The sequence below is a fragment of the Ancylothrix sp. D3o genome (assembly GCF_025370775.1).
Taxonomy (GTDB): Bacteria; Cyanobacteriota; Cyanobacteriia; order Cyanobacteriales; family Oscillatoriaceae; genus Ancylothrix.
In genome coordinates this window covers 150,853-169,716 of the sequence record NZ_JAMXEX010000012.1, presented here as the reverse complement: position 1 = coordinate 169,716, position 18,864 = coordinate 150,853, and the positions used below count along the sequence as shown (strand labels likewise).

9 protein-coding genes are annotated in these 18,864 nt (G+C 41.3%); 3 read left to right on the top strand and 6 right to left on the bottom strand.

Annotated elements, in window-relative coordinates; genetic code table 11:
- Positions 1-74: 74 nt before the first annotated feature.
- Positions 75-1,472: an IctB family putative bicarbonate transporter gene (locus NG798_RS19255; protein WP_261225335.1), complete on the top strand. Its 1,398-nt coding sequence runs from the start codon at positions 75-77 to the stop codon at positions 1,470-1,472.
- Positions 1,473-1,548: 76 nt separating this feature from the next.
- Here NG798_RS19255 and NG798_RS19250 read toward each other — a convergent pair whose 3' ends face one another.
- From NG798_RS19250 to NG798_RS19225, 6 genes are all read right to left on the bottom strand, one after another.
- Positions 1,549-5,562, bottom strand: a complete 4,014-nt coding sequence (locus NG798_RS19250; protein ID WP_261225325.1) for a non-ribosomal peptide synthetase — start codon at positions 5,560-5,562, stop codon at positions 1,549-1,551.
- A complete protein-coding gene (locus NG798_RS19245) occupies positions 5,552-10,237 on the bottom strand; it encodes a non-ribosomal peptide synthetase (protein ID WP_261225324.1) in 4,686 nt (1,561 codons plus the stop codon). The genes NG798_RS19250 and NG798_RS19245 overlap by 11 nt, the downstream gene beginning before the upstream one ends.
- The gene (locus tag NG798_RS19240; RefSeq protein WP_261225323.1) at positions 10,234-13,554 is read right to left on the bottom strand and encodes an amino acid adenylation domain-containing protein; all 3,321 of its coding nucleotides are present in this window, start codon (positions 13,552-13,554) and stop codon (positions 10,234-10,236) included. Before NG798_RS19240 ends, NG798_RS19245 begins: the two co-directional genes overlap by 4 nt.
- A 399-nt stretch (positions 13,555-13,953) precedes the next feature.
- The gene (locus NG798_RS19235) at positions 13,954-15,057 is read right to left on the bottom strand and encodes an alpha/beta fold hydrolase (RefSeq protein WP_261225322.1); all 1,104 of its coding nucleotides are present in this window, start codon (positions 15,055-15,057) and stop codon (positions 13,954-13,956) included.
- 203 nt (positions 15,058-15,260) lie between these two features.
- The gene (locus NG798_RS19230; RefSeq protein WP_261225321.1) at positions 15,261-15,593 is read right to left on the bottom strand and encodes an RNA-binding protein; all 333 of its coding nucleotides are present in this window, start codon (positions 15,591-15,593) and stop codon (positions 15,261-15,263) included.
- 274 nt (positions 15,594-15,867) lie between these two features.
- On the bottom strand, positions 15,868-16,608 hold the full coding sequence (locus NG798_RS19225; RefSeq protein ID WP_261225320.1) for a glutathione peroxidase: 741 nt from the start codon (positions 16,606-16,608) through the stop codon (positions 15,868-15,870).
- 572 nt (positions 16,609-17,180) lie between these two features.
- Here NG798_RS19225 and hetL point away from each other — a divergent pair.
- Positions 17,181-17,909 (top strand): heterocyst differentiation pentapeptide repeat protein HetL, encoded by a 729-nt coding sequence (gene hetL, locus NG798_RS19220; RefSeq protein WP_261225319.1) that lies wholly within the window; start codon positions 17,181-17,183, stop codon positions 17,907-17,909.
- A gap of 275 nt (positions 17,910-18,184) precedes the next feature.
- A complete protein-coding gene (locus tag NG798_RS19215; protein ID WP_261225318.1) occupies positions 18,185-18,844 on the top strand; it encodes a heme oxygenase (biliverdin-producing) in 660 nt (219 codons plus the stop codon).
- The last annotated feature ends 20 nt before the right edge of the window (positions 18,845-18,864 follow it).

Here is an 18,864-nt window from a genome sequence, read left to right as displayed (position 1 = left end):
CAGGATCTCTGGTTTGAATGATTTTTGACGGTTGACTTTTTTGTGTGGACGGAAATTTTACTTTTATTAGCACTATGTTTTCTATTTGGCAACGTTTATCTTTGGAGAATTTTTTGCTACAGGGGTGGCAAAATTCTAGTTTACTTTTTGGGTTTGTCAATCGCCCTCTGCGCCGGTGGCGAGAAAGTAGTTTTCTGATGCAGTGGGGAGATGTAATTGCGGCTTCTATTGTCTCTTGTGTTTATTTATTGGCTCCGTTTTCTAGTAATGATTTGTTGGGGATTCTGCTGCTTTGTTGTGCTGGTTTTTGGCTTTTGCTTACGTTGTCTGATGATTCTGGGGTTGGGGTAACTCCTGTTCATTGGATGGTTTTGCTTTATTGGTGTGTGGCGACGGTGGCTACGGCTGTTTCGCCGGTGAGGAAGGCTGCTTTTTCTGGCTGGACTAAGTTAACTCTTTATTTGATAATTTTTGCTTTGCTTTCTCGGCTTCTTCGTTCGCCGCGTATTCGTTCTTGGTTGATTGCTGTTTATTTGCACGCTGCTCTTGTGGTAAGTGCTTATGGGATTCGTCAGTGGTTTTTTAAGGTGGAAGCTTTGGCTACTTGGACTGATCCTACTTCTTCGACTGCAAATGTGACGCGGGTTTATAGTTATTTGGGGAATCCTAATCTTTTGGCTGGGTATTTGGTGCCGGCGGTTGCTTTTAGTTTGGCGGCGTTTTTTGTTTGGCGTGGTTGGGGGCCAAAGTTGCTGGCTTTGACTATGTTTTTGTTAAATTCTGGTTGTTTGGTTTTAACTTATAGTCGGGGGGGTTGGATTGGTTTTGCGGTTGCTTTGTTGGCAATGATTTTGTTGTTGGTTTTGTGGTTTAGTGTTGATTTGCCGCCGGTTTGGCGCCGGTGGGGTGTGCCGGCAACTTTGGGGGGTTTGGCTGCTATTTTGGTGGTGGCTGTGGTTTTGGTTGAGCCGGTGAGGGATCGGATTTTTAGTATGTTTGCAGGACGGGAAGATAGTAGTAATAATTTTCGGATTAATGTTTGGGAGTCGGTGCGCCAAATGATTCGGGCTCATCCTATTTTGGGAATTGGGCCGGGAAATGTGGCTTTTAATCAGGTTTATCCGCTTTTTATGAAGCCTAAGTTTAGTGCTTTGAGTGCTTATTCTATTTGGCTTGAGGTGGCTGTGGAAACTGGTTTGATTGGTTTTAGTTGTTTTGTTTGGTTGTTGATTGTGACTTTTAATCAGGCTCGTGTGCAGTTTTTACGTTTGCGAGATTTGAGGAGTGTTGATGCTTTTTGGTTGATGGCTGCTGTGGCTTCTATGTTGGGTATGTTGAGTCATGGTTTTGTTGATACGGTTTGGTACCGGCCAGAGGTTAGTACGCTTTGGTGGTTGGTTGTGGGGATGATTGCTAGTTTTTATTCGGTTCGCCGGCGGGTTGTTAATGAGGGGGAAATTGAGGCCGGGTAAAAACAGTTTTCTTATGTGTGTAGTTGCTATTTAGCGCTTTTGCATTTAGGTTATGCAAAGAAAGCGTGAATGGCAACTACATACATTTTTTTAGTTGCTCCGCTAGGATTTTTACATGAGGTTTTCTCACCATAGTTAAATGATTACCTGGAATCTCAAGAATGTCTACTCTTTCTGTGGTTAAATGACTCCAGCCAAGGGTTGAATCTGTGTTGTTTAAGCTTTCTTGATTTGATTTAAAAAGGGTAATTCGGTTTGGATAAATTTCGGGTGTGTAGTTAAGGGTGGCTTGATTATTTGCCCAAAATACAGGGAAGATGGGACGCAGTGCTAGTTCTCGGAAAATTTGCTGTTTTGAATCGTTAGAGATGAGGTTAAGTATTTGGGAAAATTTGAGGGCAGATTTTTTATTTTTGGGGTTGTCAGAAAGAGTAGTGAGGGAAAAATAATCTAAGAAAAAAGGCCAAATATAGCGGGATACGGTGGTGAAAAGAAATTTGCAACTTTGCCACAACGAGGGTTTATTTGTACTGACCGGCGCTTGGGTATCAAGTAGGGCTAATAAAGCTATTTTTTCGCCGGCTTTTTGTAGTTGTTGTGCCATTTCAAAGGCTACTAATCCACCAAAAGACCACCCTCCTATATAATACGGCCCTTTTGGTTGGACGGTTTGCATCGCTTGTATGTAAAAAGCTGCCATTTCTTCTATGGTGGTGAGGGGTGGGTGCCGGCCATCAATTCCTTTGGGTTGGAGGGCGTAAAAGGGTTGATTTTTGCCGAGATGAAAGGCTAATTCATAATAGGGAAAAACTACGCCAAAGATGGGATGAACGCAGAAAAATGGCGGTTTTTTTCCTTGGGTTTGCAGGGGAACTAAGGGCGACCAAGAAAGATTAGGTTTTTCTAAGGTAAGGGTTTTTGCTAAGGCTTCTAATGTGGGGTTTAAGAAGAGAAAAGATAGGGGGAAGTCGCGGTTAAATGTGGTGCGAATTTGGTCTAAAAGCTTGACGGCGGTGAGGGAATCGCCACCGGCTTCAAAAAAGTTATCGGTAATGCTGATCTGCTGGGTGTTTAGTATTTCTGCCCAAATTTTTGCTAGGTTTATTTCGGCGGGGGTGCGTGGGGCGATGAAGGTTTTATTGTCTGAGGTATTGTTGAAAAATTCGGGTGAGGTTAAGCGGTGCCGGTCGATTTTGCCATTGGAATTTAGGGGGAAGGAATCGATGCAAATAAAGGTATTTGGTAGCATGAATTGAGGGAGTTTTTCTTTAAGAAAGTTCCGCAATTCTTGGGGTGAGGGTGCGGGGAATTGATGATGGGTTGTGTAAGCGATTAGGCGTTTGTTGCTGTCGGGATTTTCTAGGACAATTACGGCGGTTTGTTTGATGTTTGGATGCTGAGTTAATAGGGTTTCAATTTCTTCTAATTCGATGCGGTGGCCGCGAATTTTTACTTGTTGATCTATGCGTCCTAAAAATTCTATGTTTCCATCTGGTAAATAGCGGGCGAGGTCGCCGGTTTTGTAAATGGGGGATGGGGAATTGGGAATTGGGAATGGGGGACTGAGGGAAATAAATTTTTCGGCTGTTAATGCGGGCCGGTTGAGGTATCCTCTGGCTACACCGGCTCCACTAATGTATAATTCTCCGGGGATTCCTACGGGGACTGGCTGTAAATTTTTGTCTAAAATATACAGTTTGGTGTTGGGAATTGGCCGGCCTATGGGTGGGTTTTTGCTAGTATCAATAATTTCGGCAAAACTTGCCCAAACTGTGGTTTCTGTGGGGCCATAAGCGTTAATAAATGTGCGGTTTGTTGCCCATTTTTTTACGATGTCTGGGGTGCAAGTTTCCCCGGCACAAATAATAGTTTGCAGGGCGGGTAATTCGTCGTTGGGTAAAAGTTTGAGGACTGCGGGGGGGAGGGTGATGTGGGTGATGGAATGCCGCTTTAGAAATGAGATTAAGGGCTGTCCGGGTAAGAGGGATTCTTTTTTGCCTAAATAGAGGGTTGCGCCGTTTGCTAGGGCCATGACAATTTCAAATATTGAGGCATCAAAACTGAGGGAGGCAAATTGCAAAATGCGGTGATGGGGTTGGGGGTTAAATATTTGTTTTTGGGCTTGTATTAAGTTGTTTAATCCTCTATGTTCTATTAATACTCCTTTGGGGGTGCCGGTTGATCCAGAGGTGTAAATTACATAGGCTAGATTGTCTGGGGTGAGGTTGGTGGTTGGGTTTTTTTGAGTTGTTTTTTCTAGGGGTTTATCGATGCAAATTATTGATAATTTGGTTTTTTTATTTTCTTCAATATGGTTAAAGGTGGGGGCTAAGGAACTATGGGTTATTAATAAAGATATTTGCGTATCTTCGAGGATAAATTTGAGCCGGTCTTCTGGGTAGTTGGGATCTAAAGGAAGATAACCACCACCTGCTTTTAAAATGCCTAATAAGGCGGCGATGAGTTCTGGAGAACGTTCAAGACAAATACCCACTAAAACATCTGGAAGAACGCCTAATTTTTGCAAGTGGTGGGCGATTTGGTTGGCTTTATTGTTGAGTTGCCGATAGGTTATTTGCTGGTTTTCCCAAACTATTGCTACGGCTTCTGGGGCTTTTTCTACTTGGGTTTCAAAGTGTTGATGAAATAGTTTCTGATTGTTTGGAGTGGTGGGCTGAAATTGATTTTGATTGAATTTTATTAAAATTTGATGTTGTTCGTCTGGTGCTAAAATTTGGAGGTGGCTGAGGGGTTGGTTTGGGTGGGCTGCAATGGCTTGGAGTAAAGTTTGAAAATGCTCTGCCATGCGGGCGATTGTGTTTTGATTAAATAAATCTGTGCTGTAAATTATTTGACATTTAATAATTTCTAATTCTTCCCAGATGTGAAATTCTAAATCGAGTTTGGCTGTGCCGGTTTCTATTTCTAAAGGTTGCAAAGTTAGCTCTGGTAATTGCAAGGTTTGTATGGGTGTGTTTTGCAGACTAAAGCTTATCTGAAATAGGGGGTTGCGGCTGGGATCTCGTTCTGGTTGGAGTTTTTCTACTAATTTTTCAAAGGGTAAATCTTGGTGGGTGTAGGCTTCGATTGTTGTTTGTTTGACGCGGTTTAATAGTTCCTGAAAGGTTGGGTTGCCGGTTAAGTTTGTTCGCAAAACTAATGAATTGACAAAAAAACCGATTAATGGTTCTATTTCGCTTTGGTTGCGGTTGGCTATGGGGGAACCTATGGTGATATCTTCTTGTTGTGTATAGCGGTAAAGTAAGGTTTTAAATGCGGCAAGGAGGGTGACAAATAAGGTGACGTTTTGTTGCCGACTTAGGGTTTTTAGGGCTTGTGTTAAAGGGGGAGAGAGTGTGAGGTGTTGTTTTGCTCCTTTGTAGGTTGGAAGGGGGGGTCGGGGCCGGTCTGTGGGGAGGTTAAGGGGGGTTATTTCTTTGAGTTTTTGTTGCCAATAATTTAGCTGGGTTTCTAATATTTCTCCTTGCAAATATTGACGCTGCCATTCGCTAAAGTCGGCGTATTGGAGGGGTAGTTGGGGGAGTGTTAAAGGTTGGTTTTTTTGAAAGTTTGTGTAGAGGGTGGCGAATTCTTGAATTAAAACGCCAATTGACCAACCATCGGCGACAATATGATGTAGGTTTAAAAGGAGGATAAATTGGGCTTCGCTGAGTTGTAAAAGGGTGGTTTTGAATAGGGGGCCGGTGGCTAAGTCAAAAGGTTTTTTTGCTTCTTCTGTGGCTATTTTTTGGGTTTGTTTTTGTTGTTCGGTGGCTGGAATATTTTGCAGGTTGATGATGGGGAGGGGGAGGGTTAGGTTGGGGTGAATTAATTGCAGTAGTTGGCCGTTTTGCATTACAAATGTGGTGCGTAATGTTTCGTGCCGGCGGATAATTTCGTTGAGGGTTTGTTGGAGGGCTGTTATGTTGAGGGGGCCGGTGATTTGTAGGCCGGCTGTGACGTTGTAAAATGGGTTGGCTGGTGCTAGTTGGTTGAGAAACCAAAGCCGGTTTTGGGCAAAGGATGCGGGGAAGATAAAAACTTCTGTTTCTTGATCGGGGAGGGAATTTGTATTTTTTTCAACTACCATTATTTTTTTGGTTTTCTTTGTTTAAAGATGACAATTTCATACGCCGGCTTTCGCGGGAAATGGGTACTAAAGCAGGGGTTTTTGTTTGGGTACTACTTTGTTTAATATTGTCAATAATTTTGGCTAATTCGGCAATCTTGGGGGCTTCAAATACCTGCCGCAAAGGTAACTCTATCCCCAAAGTGTCGCGCACTCTGGAAACAAGCTGAGTTGCTAACAACGAATGACCTCCTAATTCAAAGAAGTTATCGCGGACTCCAACTCGTTTTATTCCTAAAATTTCTGCCCAAATTTTTGCTAATATTTGCTCTATTTCTGTTCGCGGCGGTGCATAATTTCCTGCGACTTCTATGTTAATTAAATCGGGAGTAATTAAAGCGCGGCGATCTATTTTGCCATTGGCTGTCAAGGGGAAAGATTGCAAGATTACAAAAGCTGCCGGTATCATATATTCTGGCAGTTTTTCTGCTAAATATGTTTGCAATTGTGGTACTACTTGACGCGCTGCTTTTGCTTGTAAGGGATTATTGGCGTAGGTATGCCAAGGACGCATTTTTTTAGCATTTTCTTGGGGGATAAATTTTAGGGCATCGCCGCGCACAAAGGTTACATCATAGCTGTCTTTCTCTGCCGGTTTAATGTTGACAATATAGGGTATATCTAAATCCCACCATTCTTGCGGATCTATTCCGCTATTCTGGAGTTTTTGCACGGCATTTTGCAATTGGCCGGCTGTTTTAAATTTCTCTGTTTGCAGCCATTCTGCGGCTTTCAGTGCGGCGGTAATTCGGGGATTCGGCACACCGGCTACCCGCAAAGATTCCGGCTGCTTTTCTAATAAAAACTGATGCACTTCTGCAACTGTCAAAGCCGGCTGAAAAGAAACGAATTCCTCATTTTTGCAAGTTTCAATTTCACCGACTATCTGGAGAATGACATTATAACGAAACTGCGTTAGCTCATTGTGAAAACTTCCTCGTAACAGTTCAATTTTTACACCGCTTATTTGGGGAAAATGTTGTTTTAATGCCAGGAAAAAATCTGGAGCAATCACTAACTCACTTTCTTGAAAAATTTGCAATTGTACGCGCTGCTGTAACTGTTTGCAACTCAGAGAAGGTTCGGCGCGATACAGTTGCACGGCTGTATGAAAAGCCTCTAAAGTTTGCAAATTCCGCACATCTCCGATGAAAATAAACCCGCTTGGGGCTGTTGCTTTTATGGCTTTTCCTATTACTTCTAAAAGGTAATCAATGCTGGGAAAGTATTGGACAATTGAGTTAAGAATGACTGCATCAAAAGCGCTGTTTTCTATTTGATTAAAATCTGTTGCCATTTGCGGAAGCAAAGTTACATGATTTAAGTTTCCCTCTCGCAATTGTTGTTGAATATAGTTAAGAGATGGCAAGGAAAAATCTGTGCCGTAATATACCGTGCAGTGCGGCGCAATTCGGAACAATAATAAGCCCGTGCCACAACCAATTTCTAATACTTTGTTTGGCTGTAATGCTAAAATTTCCGCGACTTGATTATTTACCCATTCTTGCAGTTGTTGTGAGGGTATGGGTTGGCCGGTGTAGCTGCTATTCCAACCGATAATATTAAAGTCTGGGTTGCTGTCGGCTGCCGGTTGTTTATAAGTATCGTTATAGAGCATTTGCCATTGGGATATATGCTCTTCTTGTAATTGCTTAAAGTGGTGGTTGATTAGTTCGGAATTGAGGGCAAGATAAGCTATTAAACGCTTATCTTGTTGGGCATTTTCAGCGGCTATTACAACACATTGCTGGACGGCGGGGTGCTGAGTTAATAGGGCTTCTATTTCTCCTAATTCAATACGGAAACCTCGAATTTTTACTTGTTCGTCTGTGCGGCCTAAAAATTCCAGATTTCCATCGGGTAAATAGCGTACTAAGTCTCCTGTTTTATAAAGTTTTGTTGGGGGTACAATGTTGTTTTTTGAGAGCCAAATAAATCGCTCTGTGGTTAATTCTGACCGGTGGCGATAGCCTCTGGCTAAACCCTCACCGCTGATGTATAATTCTCCGGGGATACCAACTGGCACCGGCTGCAAATGTTTGTCTAATATATAAACACAAGTGTTGGCAATAGGCCGGCCAATTGTAGGTGATCTTTCGGGGTTGTTTTTAACAGGAATTATGGCAGAAGTTGTGACAACTGTATTTTCTGTGGGGCCGTAATTATTGACAAGTTTAAACGGATGGTATGCTAAAGGATATTGGTGCAATTTTTCGCCGCCGGTGAGCAAAATTCGTAATGCTGTATTAACCGGCCATTCTAATTGCAATATTTTCTCTGCCAAAGGTGTCGGCAAAAATGTTATTGTGATTTGTTTTTCTATTAGCCAATCTCGCAATTTATAAGGAGAAAGCCGCGTTTCATTATCGGGAAAATAGAGGGTAGCACCGGCAGTTAGATAAGGCCAAATTTCCCATACGCAAGCATCAAAGGCAATTCCTGCTATTTGCGTGGCGCGGTCATTTGGCGAAACGGAAAACTGTTTTTGATGCCAAAAAATGAGATTTAGCAAGCTGTGATGTTCTATTTCAACGCCTTTGGGGGTGCCGGTTGATCCAGAAGTATAAATCACATAAACTAGATTATTTGTTGAAACATTAACGGTAGGGTTGTCCGAAATTTGCTCATTTTCTTGGTAAATTTCATTTAAATAAATAATTTCTAAATTTGACTTTTCCCACCGCTTTTGTTCCTGTTTATGAGTTAATACCAGAGAAATTTGAGCGTCTTCTAGCATAAAATTTAAACGCTCAGATGGATAAGTTGGGTCTAAAATAAGGTAAGCTGCACCAGCTTTTAAAATTCCCAACATTCCCACAATCAAATCTACAGATCGGCCCACACAAAGCCCCACTAAACTCTCCACAGTCACGCCTTTTTTTTGCAGAATATGCGCGAGTTGATTACTGCGATCATTTAGCTCTTTATAGGTAACTTTTTCTTCTCCAAATACCAGCGATAGTGCATCTGGACGTTGTTTTGCTTGAATTTCAAATAACTGATGAACACATAAATTTTTCTGGAAATCGGCCTGAGTTTGGTTCCACTCTACTAATATTTGATGTTGCTCTTTTTTGCTTAAAATCGGCAACTCAGAAAGCCGCTGTTCAGGGTTTTTAACAATGCCTTCCAGCAAGATTTGAAAATGCTCTAACATTCTCGTGATGGTGGCTTCATCAAATAAATCGGTACTGTAAATAACAAACCCACTAATACCACCGCTATCATCTACCCAAAGGTTATTATTTGGGGTTGATTCCCACAAATGAAACTCTAAATCAAACCGACTTGTTCCCACATCTAATTGTTGTGGACTAAGCGTTATTCCCGGTAATTCTAACGCTCCCACCGGCGCATTTTGCAAAGCAAAAACGACCTGAAATAAAGGATTTTGATTTAATTGGCGTTCGGGATGTAGTTCTTCTACTAACTTCTCAAACGGTAAATCTTGATGAGCATAAGCGCCTAAAGCAGTTTGTTTGACTCTCTGCAATAATTCCAAAAATGTTGGATTTCCTGATAAATCTGTTCGTAGCACTAAAGAATTAACAAAAAATCCAATTAACGGTTCAATTTCGATGCGGTTACGGTTAGCAACCGGCGAACCTATAGCAATATCTTCTTGTTCGGTATAGCGATAAAGTAAAACTTTAAATGCCGCCAGCAATGTCATAAATAAAGTAACTTTTTGCTGCTGACTCAAAGTTTCTAAATCTTGACTAAGTTGTTTTGGTAGTTGCAAAAGTTTTCGGGCACCTCGATAACTTTGAACTGCCGGCCTGGGCCGATCTATTGGCAAATTTAAAGCTGATATTCCCTCCAATTTTTGACGCCAGTAACTCAGTTGATTTTCTAATACTTCCCCTTTCAAAAACTCGCGTTGCCAGCAAGCAAAATCTGCATATTGAATTGGTAAGTCGGGGAGAGGAGAAAACTTTTCGTTAGTAAATGCTGTGTAAAGTGAACTTAATTCCTGAATTAGCACTCCAATAGACCAGCCATCGGAAACAATATGGTGCATATTCAACATTAATAAATATGCCTTTTCTTCTAGCTGAATAAGCAGCACTCGCAACAAAGGGCCGGTGCTTAAATTAAAAGTTTTTTGTGCTTCTTGAGTAGTTATTTTTTGCGCTTCTATTTCCCGTTGCGAAGAAGGCAATTTTCGCAAATCTGCTATATCAATGGTTAGGGAAAGATGAGAGCTTATCTTTTGCACCGGCTCCTCTCCAACCACAGCAAAACTTGTGCGTAAAACTTCGTGCCTGCGGACAATTTCATTAAAAGCTTTTTCGAGAGCAACTAATTTGAGATTGCCGGTTAACCGCAAAGCAGCCGGCATATTATAAAATGGATTATTCCCCACTAATTGGTCGAGGAACCACAACCGCTGCTGAGCAAAAGAAAGCGGTAAATTTGCTTTTTGCGCTAGGGGTACAAGAGGTTTAATCTGCTGGCCGATGGGGCGGCGAGTTTGTTGCAAAAAAGCGATAATTTCTGCTTTACGTTCAGCGATTTCTGCTTTTAATTCTGCCGTTAAAATTCCTTCCTTCGCATCGCAGCAAAGGCAATTTTCTTCTACAAAAACATTAATATCTAAACGGCTCAGGTAAGATAAAAATTCAACAGTATTCAAAATTGCACCTCTTCTCTAGCATCCTTATTTGCAATTTTTTGACTTTTTGTAATCCAAGAAGCAGCCTCAATATATTTGGCTAAACTTGCTACTGTGGGAGCTTCAAATACATGGCTTAATGGTAACTCGATTTCAAAGCTGTTGCGAATTCGAGAAATTAACTGTGTTGCCAGCAAAGAATGGCCGCCTAATTCAAAAAAGTTATCGTACACACTCACTTGCTTTTTCCCCAAAATATTGGCCCAAATTTTTACTAATTTTTCCTCTACTGAAGTTCGAGGAGCGACATAATCTTCTGGGAAATCTTCTGGTTCTGCATCTATCTTAGGTAAGAGTTGCCGATTAATTTTGCCGCTGGGTGTGAGGGGTAAGGATTCCAAAATTGCATAACTTGAAGGTATCATATATGCCGGCAGTTTTGCTTTCAAAAATTCCCGCAATTCTGAGATGATATGTCTGCCTTTTTGATGTGTAACAATATAGCCTACTAAATTTTTCTCACCTGGAATTTCTTCGCGGACAATAACTGCTGCATTTTGCACGTCTGGATGCTGGTTTAAAATGCTTTCAATTTCTCCCAATTCTATCCTAAACCCACGAATTTTTACCTGATTGTCAGCGCGTCCTAAAAATTCTATGTTCCCGTCTGGTAAATATCGCGCTATGTCGCCAGTTTTATAAACTCTCGATTGTTTATTCTCAGGTAAATTAAGCGAAATAAATTTTTCTGCTGTTAATTCTGGCCGGTTGATGTAGCCTTTTGCTAATCCTTCCCCGCCAATGTAAACCTCACCGGCAATGCCAATGGGAACTGGGTTTAAATGTTGGTCTAAAATATAAATTTGGGTGTTGGAAATAGGCCGGCCTATCGGTAGTGATGTAGATTCTTCTGCTAAACTTTCCACAGGATAATAAGAAGTAAAAGTGGTGTTTTCTGTAGGTCCATATACATGAATTAATTCTTGAGGCGCACCGGCTTTTAAAACTTTTTTTACCCATCTTACATCGACTCTTTCACCGCCAAAAAGCAAACAGCGTAAAGACTCAAATGCTTGCGGCACATTGCGGGCAATTTCTTGAAATAAAGCTGTAGTTAAAAACAAAAAGCTAATTTTTTTGGCGCGTATTTCTGCCGCGAAATCGTGGGGAGAAAGCAAGATTTCTTGATTGATTCCTACAAGTTCTGCACCGTTGAGAAGCGCGCCCCAAATTTCAAATGTGGCGGCATCAAAGCAGAGGTTAGCGGCTTGAGCAATTTTATCAGTTGCATCTATTTTTATGTAATTTGTATTGACAACAAGCCGGTTAATTGCTTTGTGGGTAACCGCTACGCCTTTCGGTTTGCCGGTAGATCCAGAGGTGTAAATAATGTAAGCAAGATTGTCAGATTTCAATAAATTATCTTGCACTATAAAGTTAATTTCTTGCTGCTCGAAAATTTCCCAATCTTTATCTAGGCAAACCACTGGTATTGATAAATCTTTAAATCGCTCAATTTGCTTTTCTTCCCCTAGCAATAAACTAACTTGTGCGTCTTCCCGCATCAATTTTAGTCGCTCAGCGGGATAATTTGGGTCTAAAAGTAAGTAGGCTCCTCCTGCTTTGAGAATTCCTAAAATTCCCACTATTGTATTAACGCAAGCTTCGGCACAAATTCCCACTATAACTTCTGGTTTTACTCCCATTTTTTGCAAGTAAGCCGCTAATTTATTGCTCAGGTTGTTTAGTTCTTGGTAAGTTAATTTTTGGTTATCAAAATTAATAGCAATTTTATCAGGATTCTTTTTAACTTGTTTTTCAAATAATTGATTAACCCCCAAATATTCAGGATAATTTGTTTGAGTGTTGTTCCATTCTGTTAATAGTTGATGCTGTTCTGCTTGGCTCAAAAACGCTAAATTATTAATACTCTCGTGGGGGTTGATAATGATGTTTTTCAGCAGATTTTTATAATGTTCCAGCATTCGTTGAATTGTGGCTTCATCAAATAAGTCTGTGCTATAAACCGCCACGCCTCTGAGACTATCTAAATGCTGCCATTTTTCGCCGTAAATGCTGCGGAAACTGTCGGAGGGTTCCCACAAATGCAACTCTAAATCAAAGCGAGTTGTTTTGGCTTCCCAAGTAAGTGAATTTAAGGTTAATTCTGGCAATTCTAAGGTTTCCATTGGGGCGTTTTGCAGGCTAAATACAACTTGAAATAGAGGATGCCGGTTTAGCGAACGCTCTGGATGCAAATATTCTACTAATTTTTCAAAAGGCAAATCTTGATGAGCGTAAGCGTCTAGGGTGACTTCGCGCACACTAGCTAAAATTTCTTTAAATGTTGGGTTAGCAGCTAAATTTGTTCGCAGCACTAACGAGTTGACAAAAAAGCCGATTAATGACTCTATTTCGCTTTGGTTACGGTTAGCAACCGGCGTACCTATGGCAATATCTTCTTGGCCGGTGTAGCGGTAAAGTAAAACTTGAAATGCAGCCAGCAATATCATAAATAAACTAACATTTTCTTGCTTGGCTAAGGCTTTAATATCATCGGTTAGTTTTTTGGGTAGTTCTAAAAATTGACTGGCTCCTTGGTAAGTTTGCTGGTGAGTTTTTGGCCTATCTGTTGGCAAATTTAATACAGATATTCCTTTAAGTTGCTGTCGCCAGTAAGCAAGTAAAGTTTCTAATTTTTCTCCTTGCAAACAATCACGTTGCCATTCTGAAAAGTCGGCGTATTGCAGGGGTAATTCTGGCAGAGGTGAAGGTTGATTTTCTGCTAAAGCTTTATAAATTGTTCCCAATTCTCGAATTAGCACGCCCACAGACCAATCATCTGATATAATGTGGTGCATACTCAGTAAAAGGATATTTTCTGTTTCTTCTAATTGGATAATGCTGGTTCTTATTAAGGGGCCGGTTGCTAAATTAAACGGTTGTTCGCTTTCTAATTCCGCTAGTTTTTTGGCTTTACTTTCTCTTTCAGTTTTTGGCAATTCTTGTAAATTTAATATTTTTAAAGGTATATTTAATCTAGGGGAAATTATTTGCATTGGTTCCCCTTCGATGGCTGCAAATGTGGTGCGTAATGCTTCATGTCGGCTGATAATTTCGTTGAAAGTCTGCTCTAAAACTGTTGAATTAAGCGGGCCGGTTAAGCGCAAAATTGTTGAGACATTATAAAAAGAATTGGCCGGTGTTAGTTGGTCGAAAAACCACAGTCTCTGTTGAGCAAAAGATGCGGGAAAAACAAAAACTTCCCTTTCTTCATCATCAAAATTACCTTGTTCTTTATTTCCGTTATGGTCATTTTTAAAAGTGTCGATGTTCATTATGCTTTTTTTTGAGGATAGCTAGAGTTGGGAAAACTAATTATTTTATTGAGGTTAAACCTCCCGATTTAAAGTTTAAACTTTATCGAAATTTATCAGAGCTTTTTTAGATAAAAGGACAGGTTTTTAATTGCTTAAATTTTTTCGTTAGTTTAGCAGGCCGGACTTTATTTTTAAGTCTGTCTAAAGATAGATTTTTAGGCAATTGGCTTTTATAGGATGGCTTTAGAAAGCGATTTTTTTTAACCGGCCCCTAATTCCACCCTTTCAAAAGCCAAAAATTATTTTGACAGTGCGCTAGTCCCAAATAAACTAATACCAATGGGCTAAAATATCTCACCTAAAAATTTTACATTCAACCCAGCTTAAGCATACCCAATAAACTTAATAATCTCAGCCCTACCCTTCAATAAACCCACTAACTGCACGAGAAAACTCCTCATTTAACTCCATCAAAGCCATGTGTCCCCCTGGTTTTAAAGTGACGATTTCTGCTTGCGGTAAAAGAGCTTTCATTCGCCAGCTAGTTTCAGGAACAATTGCAATATCTGAAGCGCCTGTTACCAGCAACACAGGAATATTAATCGCTTTTAAGGTGGCACTTTCTTCTAATTTCAACATCGCCAGAGTTCCCCTTGCTAAAACTCCGGGTTCACCCAAAGCAGATAAGTAGGCGGAAAAATCTAATTGACCTCGCGTTTCTTTGCCGGTGTAACCAGACAATTCTACAGTCAAATATAGCGAACCGTTGAAATAGCTTAACCACGTCAGCAACCATAAAAGCGGTGACAAAAATATCGTCAGATAAAGCATTGGTTCCAGCACTGGTTTTTGCAAAACTTGTAATAAACCACTTAAAATAGAGGTCTTTACTGGATTGATATAACTTGTATCTACAAGAATTAATTTTGCTAATTTCGTCCCTAAATATTGAGGAAATAACCGGCAAAATGTTAAGGCAATCATTCCCCCCATACTATGTCCTAAAACAATGGCCGGTTTATCTCCCGTAAGGCCAAGAACCGCCTCTAAATCACCGGCATATTTTTCTAAGGAATAATCGTTATTTTTCGGGCGTTTTGATTTCCCTAAACCAGGCAGATCCCAAACAATCACCCGGTAGCGGTCGCTCAGTTGCCGTTTTGCATAATACCAAACTGTGCTATTTGGCCCCCAACCATGTATCAAAATCAGCGGTTGGCCGTCTTCTGGGCCATACAATTCTATGTGCAGTTCACTACCATCCGGGCGGGCTATGCGGCGCACTGTTCCTGTACGCATGGGTTTGGGTTCGTTCACACCCCATCGCCGCAGCAAGGGCAAGCTGAAAAAACGACCGGCCACAGACCACAAGATCATTAGCAAACCAGCCACTAAATAACCATAACCATCCAGTTCGCCGCTGTACCATTTATAGACAATGTAAATTCCTCCCCCCAAAACTGCTAACGATAGCAGGCCGGTGAGCCATACTAAAGGAAAAATTAGCGGTATAAATTGCATAACTTAAAAGTCCTTAAATTAATTTGAAATACCTTGTCCCGCTTTGACTTCTCAAATCATACCTATCCATTTAACAAAATCGCTTGTAAAATTGCCGATGGAGTTGAGACTGTTGGAACGTCATAAAAATAGAAAAAAGGCTCAAGCATTCATGCCTGAACCTTTTTAGAAATTTATAAGGGCTAACGGTTTAGCCTTAAAGCTTAGTAACGACGAGAAAAATTGTTGTTACCACGACGGTCACCACCGCCGCCGCCACCGCCGCCGCGATAACCACCACCACCACCACGCTCTTCACGGGGTTTGGCCTTGTTCACTTTCATGTCACGGCCCATCCATTCTGCGCCGTCCAAAGCTTCAATCGCTGCGGTTTCTTCGGCATCGCTATCCATTTCCACAAAAGCAAAGCCACGCAAGCGGCCCGTTTCGCGGTCTGTGGGAAGCTGAACCCGCTTAACTGTTCCATATTCGGCAAATACTGCGCTCAAGTCTTCTTGGGTAACTTGATAAGAAAGATTGCCTACATAAATCGACATAACTCGTCTCCAAAATCAGAAAGGTGGGATTGGTGAGATTTCGGAGAGAAGCCTGCCAATACTAAAAGCCAAATGCCTGTCAATACTAAAAACAAACGCTACAACCGAATTCTACTCTCGCCACTCAATATAGCATATCTTCCGAAAAAAAAGGGGGAAATTTTATTTGTAACAAAACTTTACATTCCCCCTAAAACAAGAAAACGCTTGCTCGCCAGCAGTTTTCACAGCAAAAGAGCAGATCCTCTCCTTGCGGCTAACAGCTTAAACAAACTTATAAAGAGTGAGATTTCAAGTATTCGTCGAGTGCTTCCGAACCGCCAATTTGTTTACCATCAATAAAAACTTGCGGTACTGTAGTCGCCCCCGTCACCGCTCGTAAAGAACGAGTGCTAATCTCTTTACCGAGAACAATTTCTTCAAACTCAATACTACGCTCTTGGAGAGCAGTTTTGGCACGAGCGCAATAGGGACAACCCGGTTTTGTAAACAAAGATACCAGCTTAGGTTTAGCAGCAGTCGGATTAATGTAGCTCAGCATTGTTTCAGCATCGGAGACTTCAAACGGATCTCCTGGCTTTTCTGGTTCAATAAACATTTTGTCGATGACGCCATCTTTGACCAGCATAGAATAGCGCCACGAACGTTTGCCAAACCCCAAATCTTCTTTATCAACCAACATCCCCATTTTTTCAGTAAATTCTCCATTACCATCGGGGATAAAAGTAACGCGGTCGGCTGCTTGAGTTTTCTTCCACTCTTCCATTACAAAAGGGTCATTAACCGAAAGGCAAATAATATCATCTACGCCATTGTCTTTGAAAATTTTGGCGAGTTCGTTGTACCCCGGAACATGAGTAGAAGAACAAGTTGGAGTGAAAGCGCCTGGTAAAGAAAAAACAACCACTGTTTTACCGGCAAATAAATCGTCAGAAGTGACATTAACCCACTGACCGCCGTTGCGAGTCTTGAAGGTAACGTTGGGTACTTTTTCTCCTTCTCGGTTTTTCAACATTTTTGTTTTCTTTCCTAATATGTGAGCTTTGATGAGCCAGACTTTTAGAGTCAGGTAGGCGTTGGGAGAGTCTTAGTGCCATTAAATCATTTCGCGCCACAGCGGGCCGGCTCAAGTGGGGCAGTTTTCCGGCTTCCTCTAAGCGCCGCCTACATTTTAGGCTGTTCGGAAACAAAATTTCCGGATCTCTCAGAGTCTCCTTTCAAAGGATACCTCAAACACCCCCACCCCCGGAGCGGCGGCCAGTCAGACAGAGTTTTTCTTTGCCAGCGGGGCTACTTTTGAAAAACCGAAATTAGATAAAGCTCTTGATAATATTAGGCAACGGTGAATGATATTACCTGCAAAGTTACCTCAATTTTTAATTTTTTTGCCAAATTATAGCGATTTATTACAGAGCTTGTTGTATATTTATCACTCGCCTGATAAATATAGTATTATTTGGTTTGACAACTTCTGGGGCGAACTCTCACCAAAAATGATATTTTGAAATCGCTACTTTAATAGATTTCCCCGCTTTGGTGTGTCGCCACCTTGCCTGATTATACCGAAGACAAACAAACTAAAAACCCATGAATATAGATGATTTTTTGAAACGACACGCAGCCGGCGAACAAAGTTTTCCTGAAATAAACTTAGCGGAGGCTTGTCTGCGGGAAGCCAATTTAGTCAGCACAAATCTCAGTAAAGCCAATCTCAGCAAAAGTGATTTGCGGGAAGCGCGCCTAGGACAAGCTAATCTTTCTTTTGCGAATCTTAGCCAAGCAAATTTAAGCGAAACAATCCTCTGGGGAACAAACCTCAGTCATGCTAATTTGAGTCACGCTGATTTGCGAGAAGCTGACTTGACGGGAGCGAAGTTAATTAAAGCAAATTTAGAAGAAACAGAACTTATTAAAGCCTGTTTGTGTGGGTGTGATTTGGGAGGGGCTGTGCTTTCAAAAGCTCTGCTTGTTGAAGCTGATTTTCGCCCAAATTACGAGCAGCACACAAATCTTAGTGAAGCGATTTTAAGCGGTGCAAATTTGAGCTATGCTAATTTAAGCGGGGTGATTTTGCAGCGGGCAAATCTGGATGGTGTTAAACTTTGCCGAGCAATTTTAGGAAGTTTTAAAAATAACAAATTCTATCAAGCGGATCTCAGCGAAGCCAGTTTACAAGGTGCAGATTTGAGTTATGCGGATCTCACTGGGGTGAATTTGTCAAAAGCGAATTTACAAGGCGCTGATCTTTCTAAAACTATCCTTGCCGGTGCTAATCTCCAAGGTGCCATTATGCCTGATGGTACCATCCGAGACTAACCCCAAGTTCGAGTTTTAAGGGTTCTTTTTTTGGCTTTGACTCCATTCCCCAGTGGCGCAGGCGTCCCGCCTGCCCGCCCCTACAGGCAAGATGCCGGCTCCCCTACAGGCAAGATGCCGGCTCCACCCATTAGCCCATTATTAAGAATTTTTAAGAAAAAACTCCTCTACGCTTAATCGCTATATAGTGATTAAAGGCTAAAACATGACACCGATGGCCAAAAGTGGCTTGAGGAAGTCGCGCAAAGCTTTTTGGATGAAAGATTGAGGATTTGATGATGAATAATTTAGCGATAAAACTGCGAAATGGAATCCAGCAATCTCATGGGGATGCGGAACATTCGGGATTTATGAAACGCTTTTTGGCCGGCCAAATTGAGCGAGATTTGTTTGCAAGATTACTAAGTAATTTTTATTGGATTTATAGCCAACTTGAGGAAGAATTGAAACTCCACAAAGATAATCCTCTGGTGGGTGGGGTTTATTTTCCTGAACTGAATCGTCAAGCAAATTTAGAGAAAGATTTGGCGTTTTATTTTGGAGAAAATTGGCGCTCACGAATTACGCCTGGGCCGGCTGTGCAAGCTTTTGTAGCCCGTTTAAGAGAAGTTTCGGGTTCAGAACCGGCCCTATTAATTGCTCATGCTTATACGCGTTATATGGGCGATCTTTCAGGGGGTCAAGGTCTTAAAAGAATTGTCCGCTCAGTGTTTAATTTAACAGGAGAGGAAGGCAGTTGTTTTTATGAGTTTGAGCAAATTGCTGATCCGAATGCTTTTAAGGCTATTTATCGCCAAGCATTAAATGAGTTGGCGGTTTCCGAAGAAATGGAAGACAAGATTGTGGCGGAGGCAATTGTGTCTTTTAAGTTGAATATTAAAATGATGCGAGAACTGGAGGATAGTTTTGCGTGTCGTTCTGTGGTGCCGGTGTAACTCAAAGAAATCGGGTTTTT

What these genes read in the sequence shown, in the direction of transcription:
- NG798_RS19225 (WP_261225320.1), bottom strand. Translation starts at nt 16,608, where the DNA reads ATGTTGAAAAACCGAGAAGGAGAAAAAGTACCCAACGTTACCTTCAAG.
- NG798_RS19240 (WP_261225323.1), bottom strand. Translation starts at nt 13,554, where the DNA reads ATGAACATCGACACTTTTAAAAATGACCATAACGGAAATAAAGAACAA.
- NG798_RS19250 (WP_261225325.1), bottom strand. Translation starts at nt 5,562, where the DNA reads ATGGTAGTTGAAAAAAATACAAATTCCCTCCCCGATCAAGAAACAGAA.
- NG798_RS19255 (WP_261225335.1), top strand. Translation starts at nt 75, where the DNA reads ATGTTTTCTATTTGGCAACGTTTATCTTTGGAGAATTTTTTGCTACAG.
- NG798_RS19235 (WP_261225322.1), bottom strand. Translation starts at nt 15,057, where the DNA reads ATGCAATTTATACCGCTAATTTTTCCTTTAGTATGGCTCACCGGCCTG.
- NG798_RS19230 (WP_261225321.1), bottom strand. Translation starts at nt 15,593, where the DNA reads ATGTCGATTTATGTAGGCAATCTTTCTTATCAAGTTACCCAAGAAGAC.
- hetL (WP_261225319.1), top strand. Translation starts at nt 17,181, where the DNA reads ATGAATATAGATGATTTTTTGAAACGACACGCAGCCGGCGAACAAAGT.
- NG798_RS19215 (WP_261225318.1), top strand. Translation starts at nt 18,185, where the DNA reads ATGATGAATAATTTAGCGATAAAACTGCGAAATGGAATCCAGCAATCT.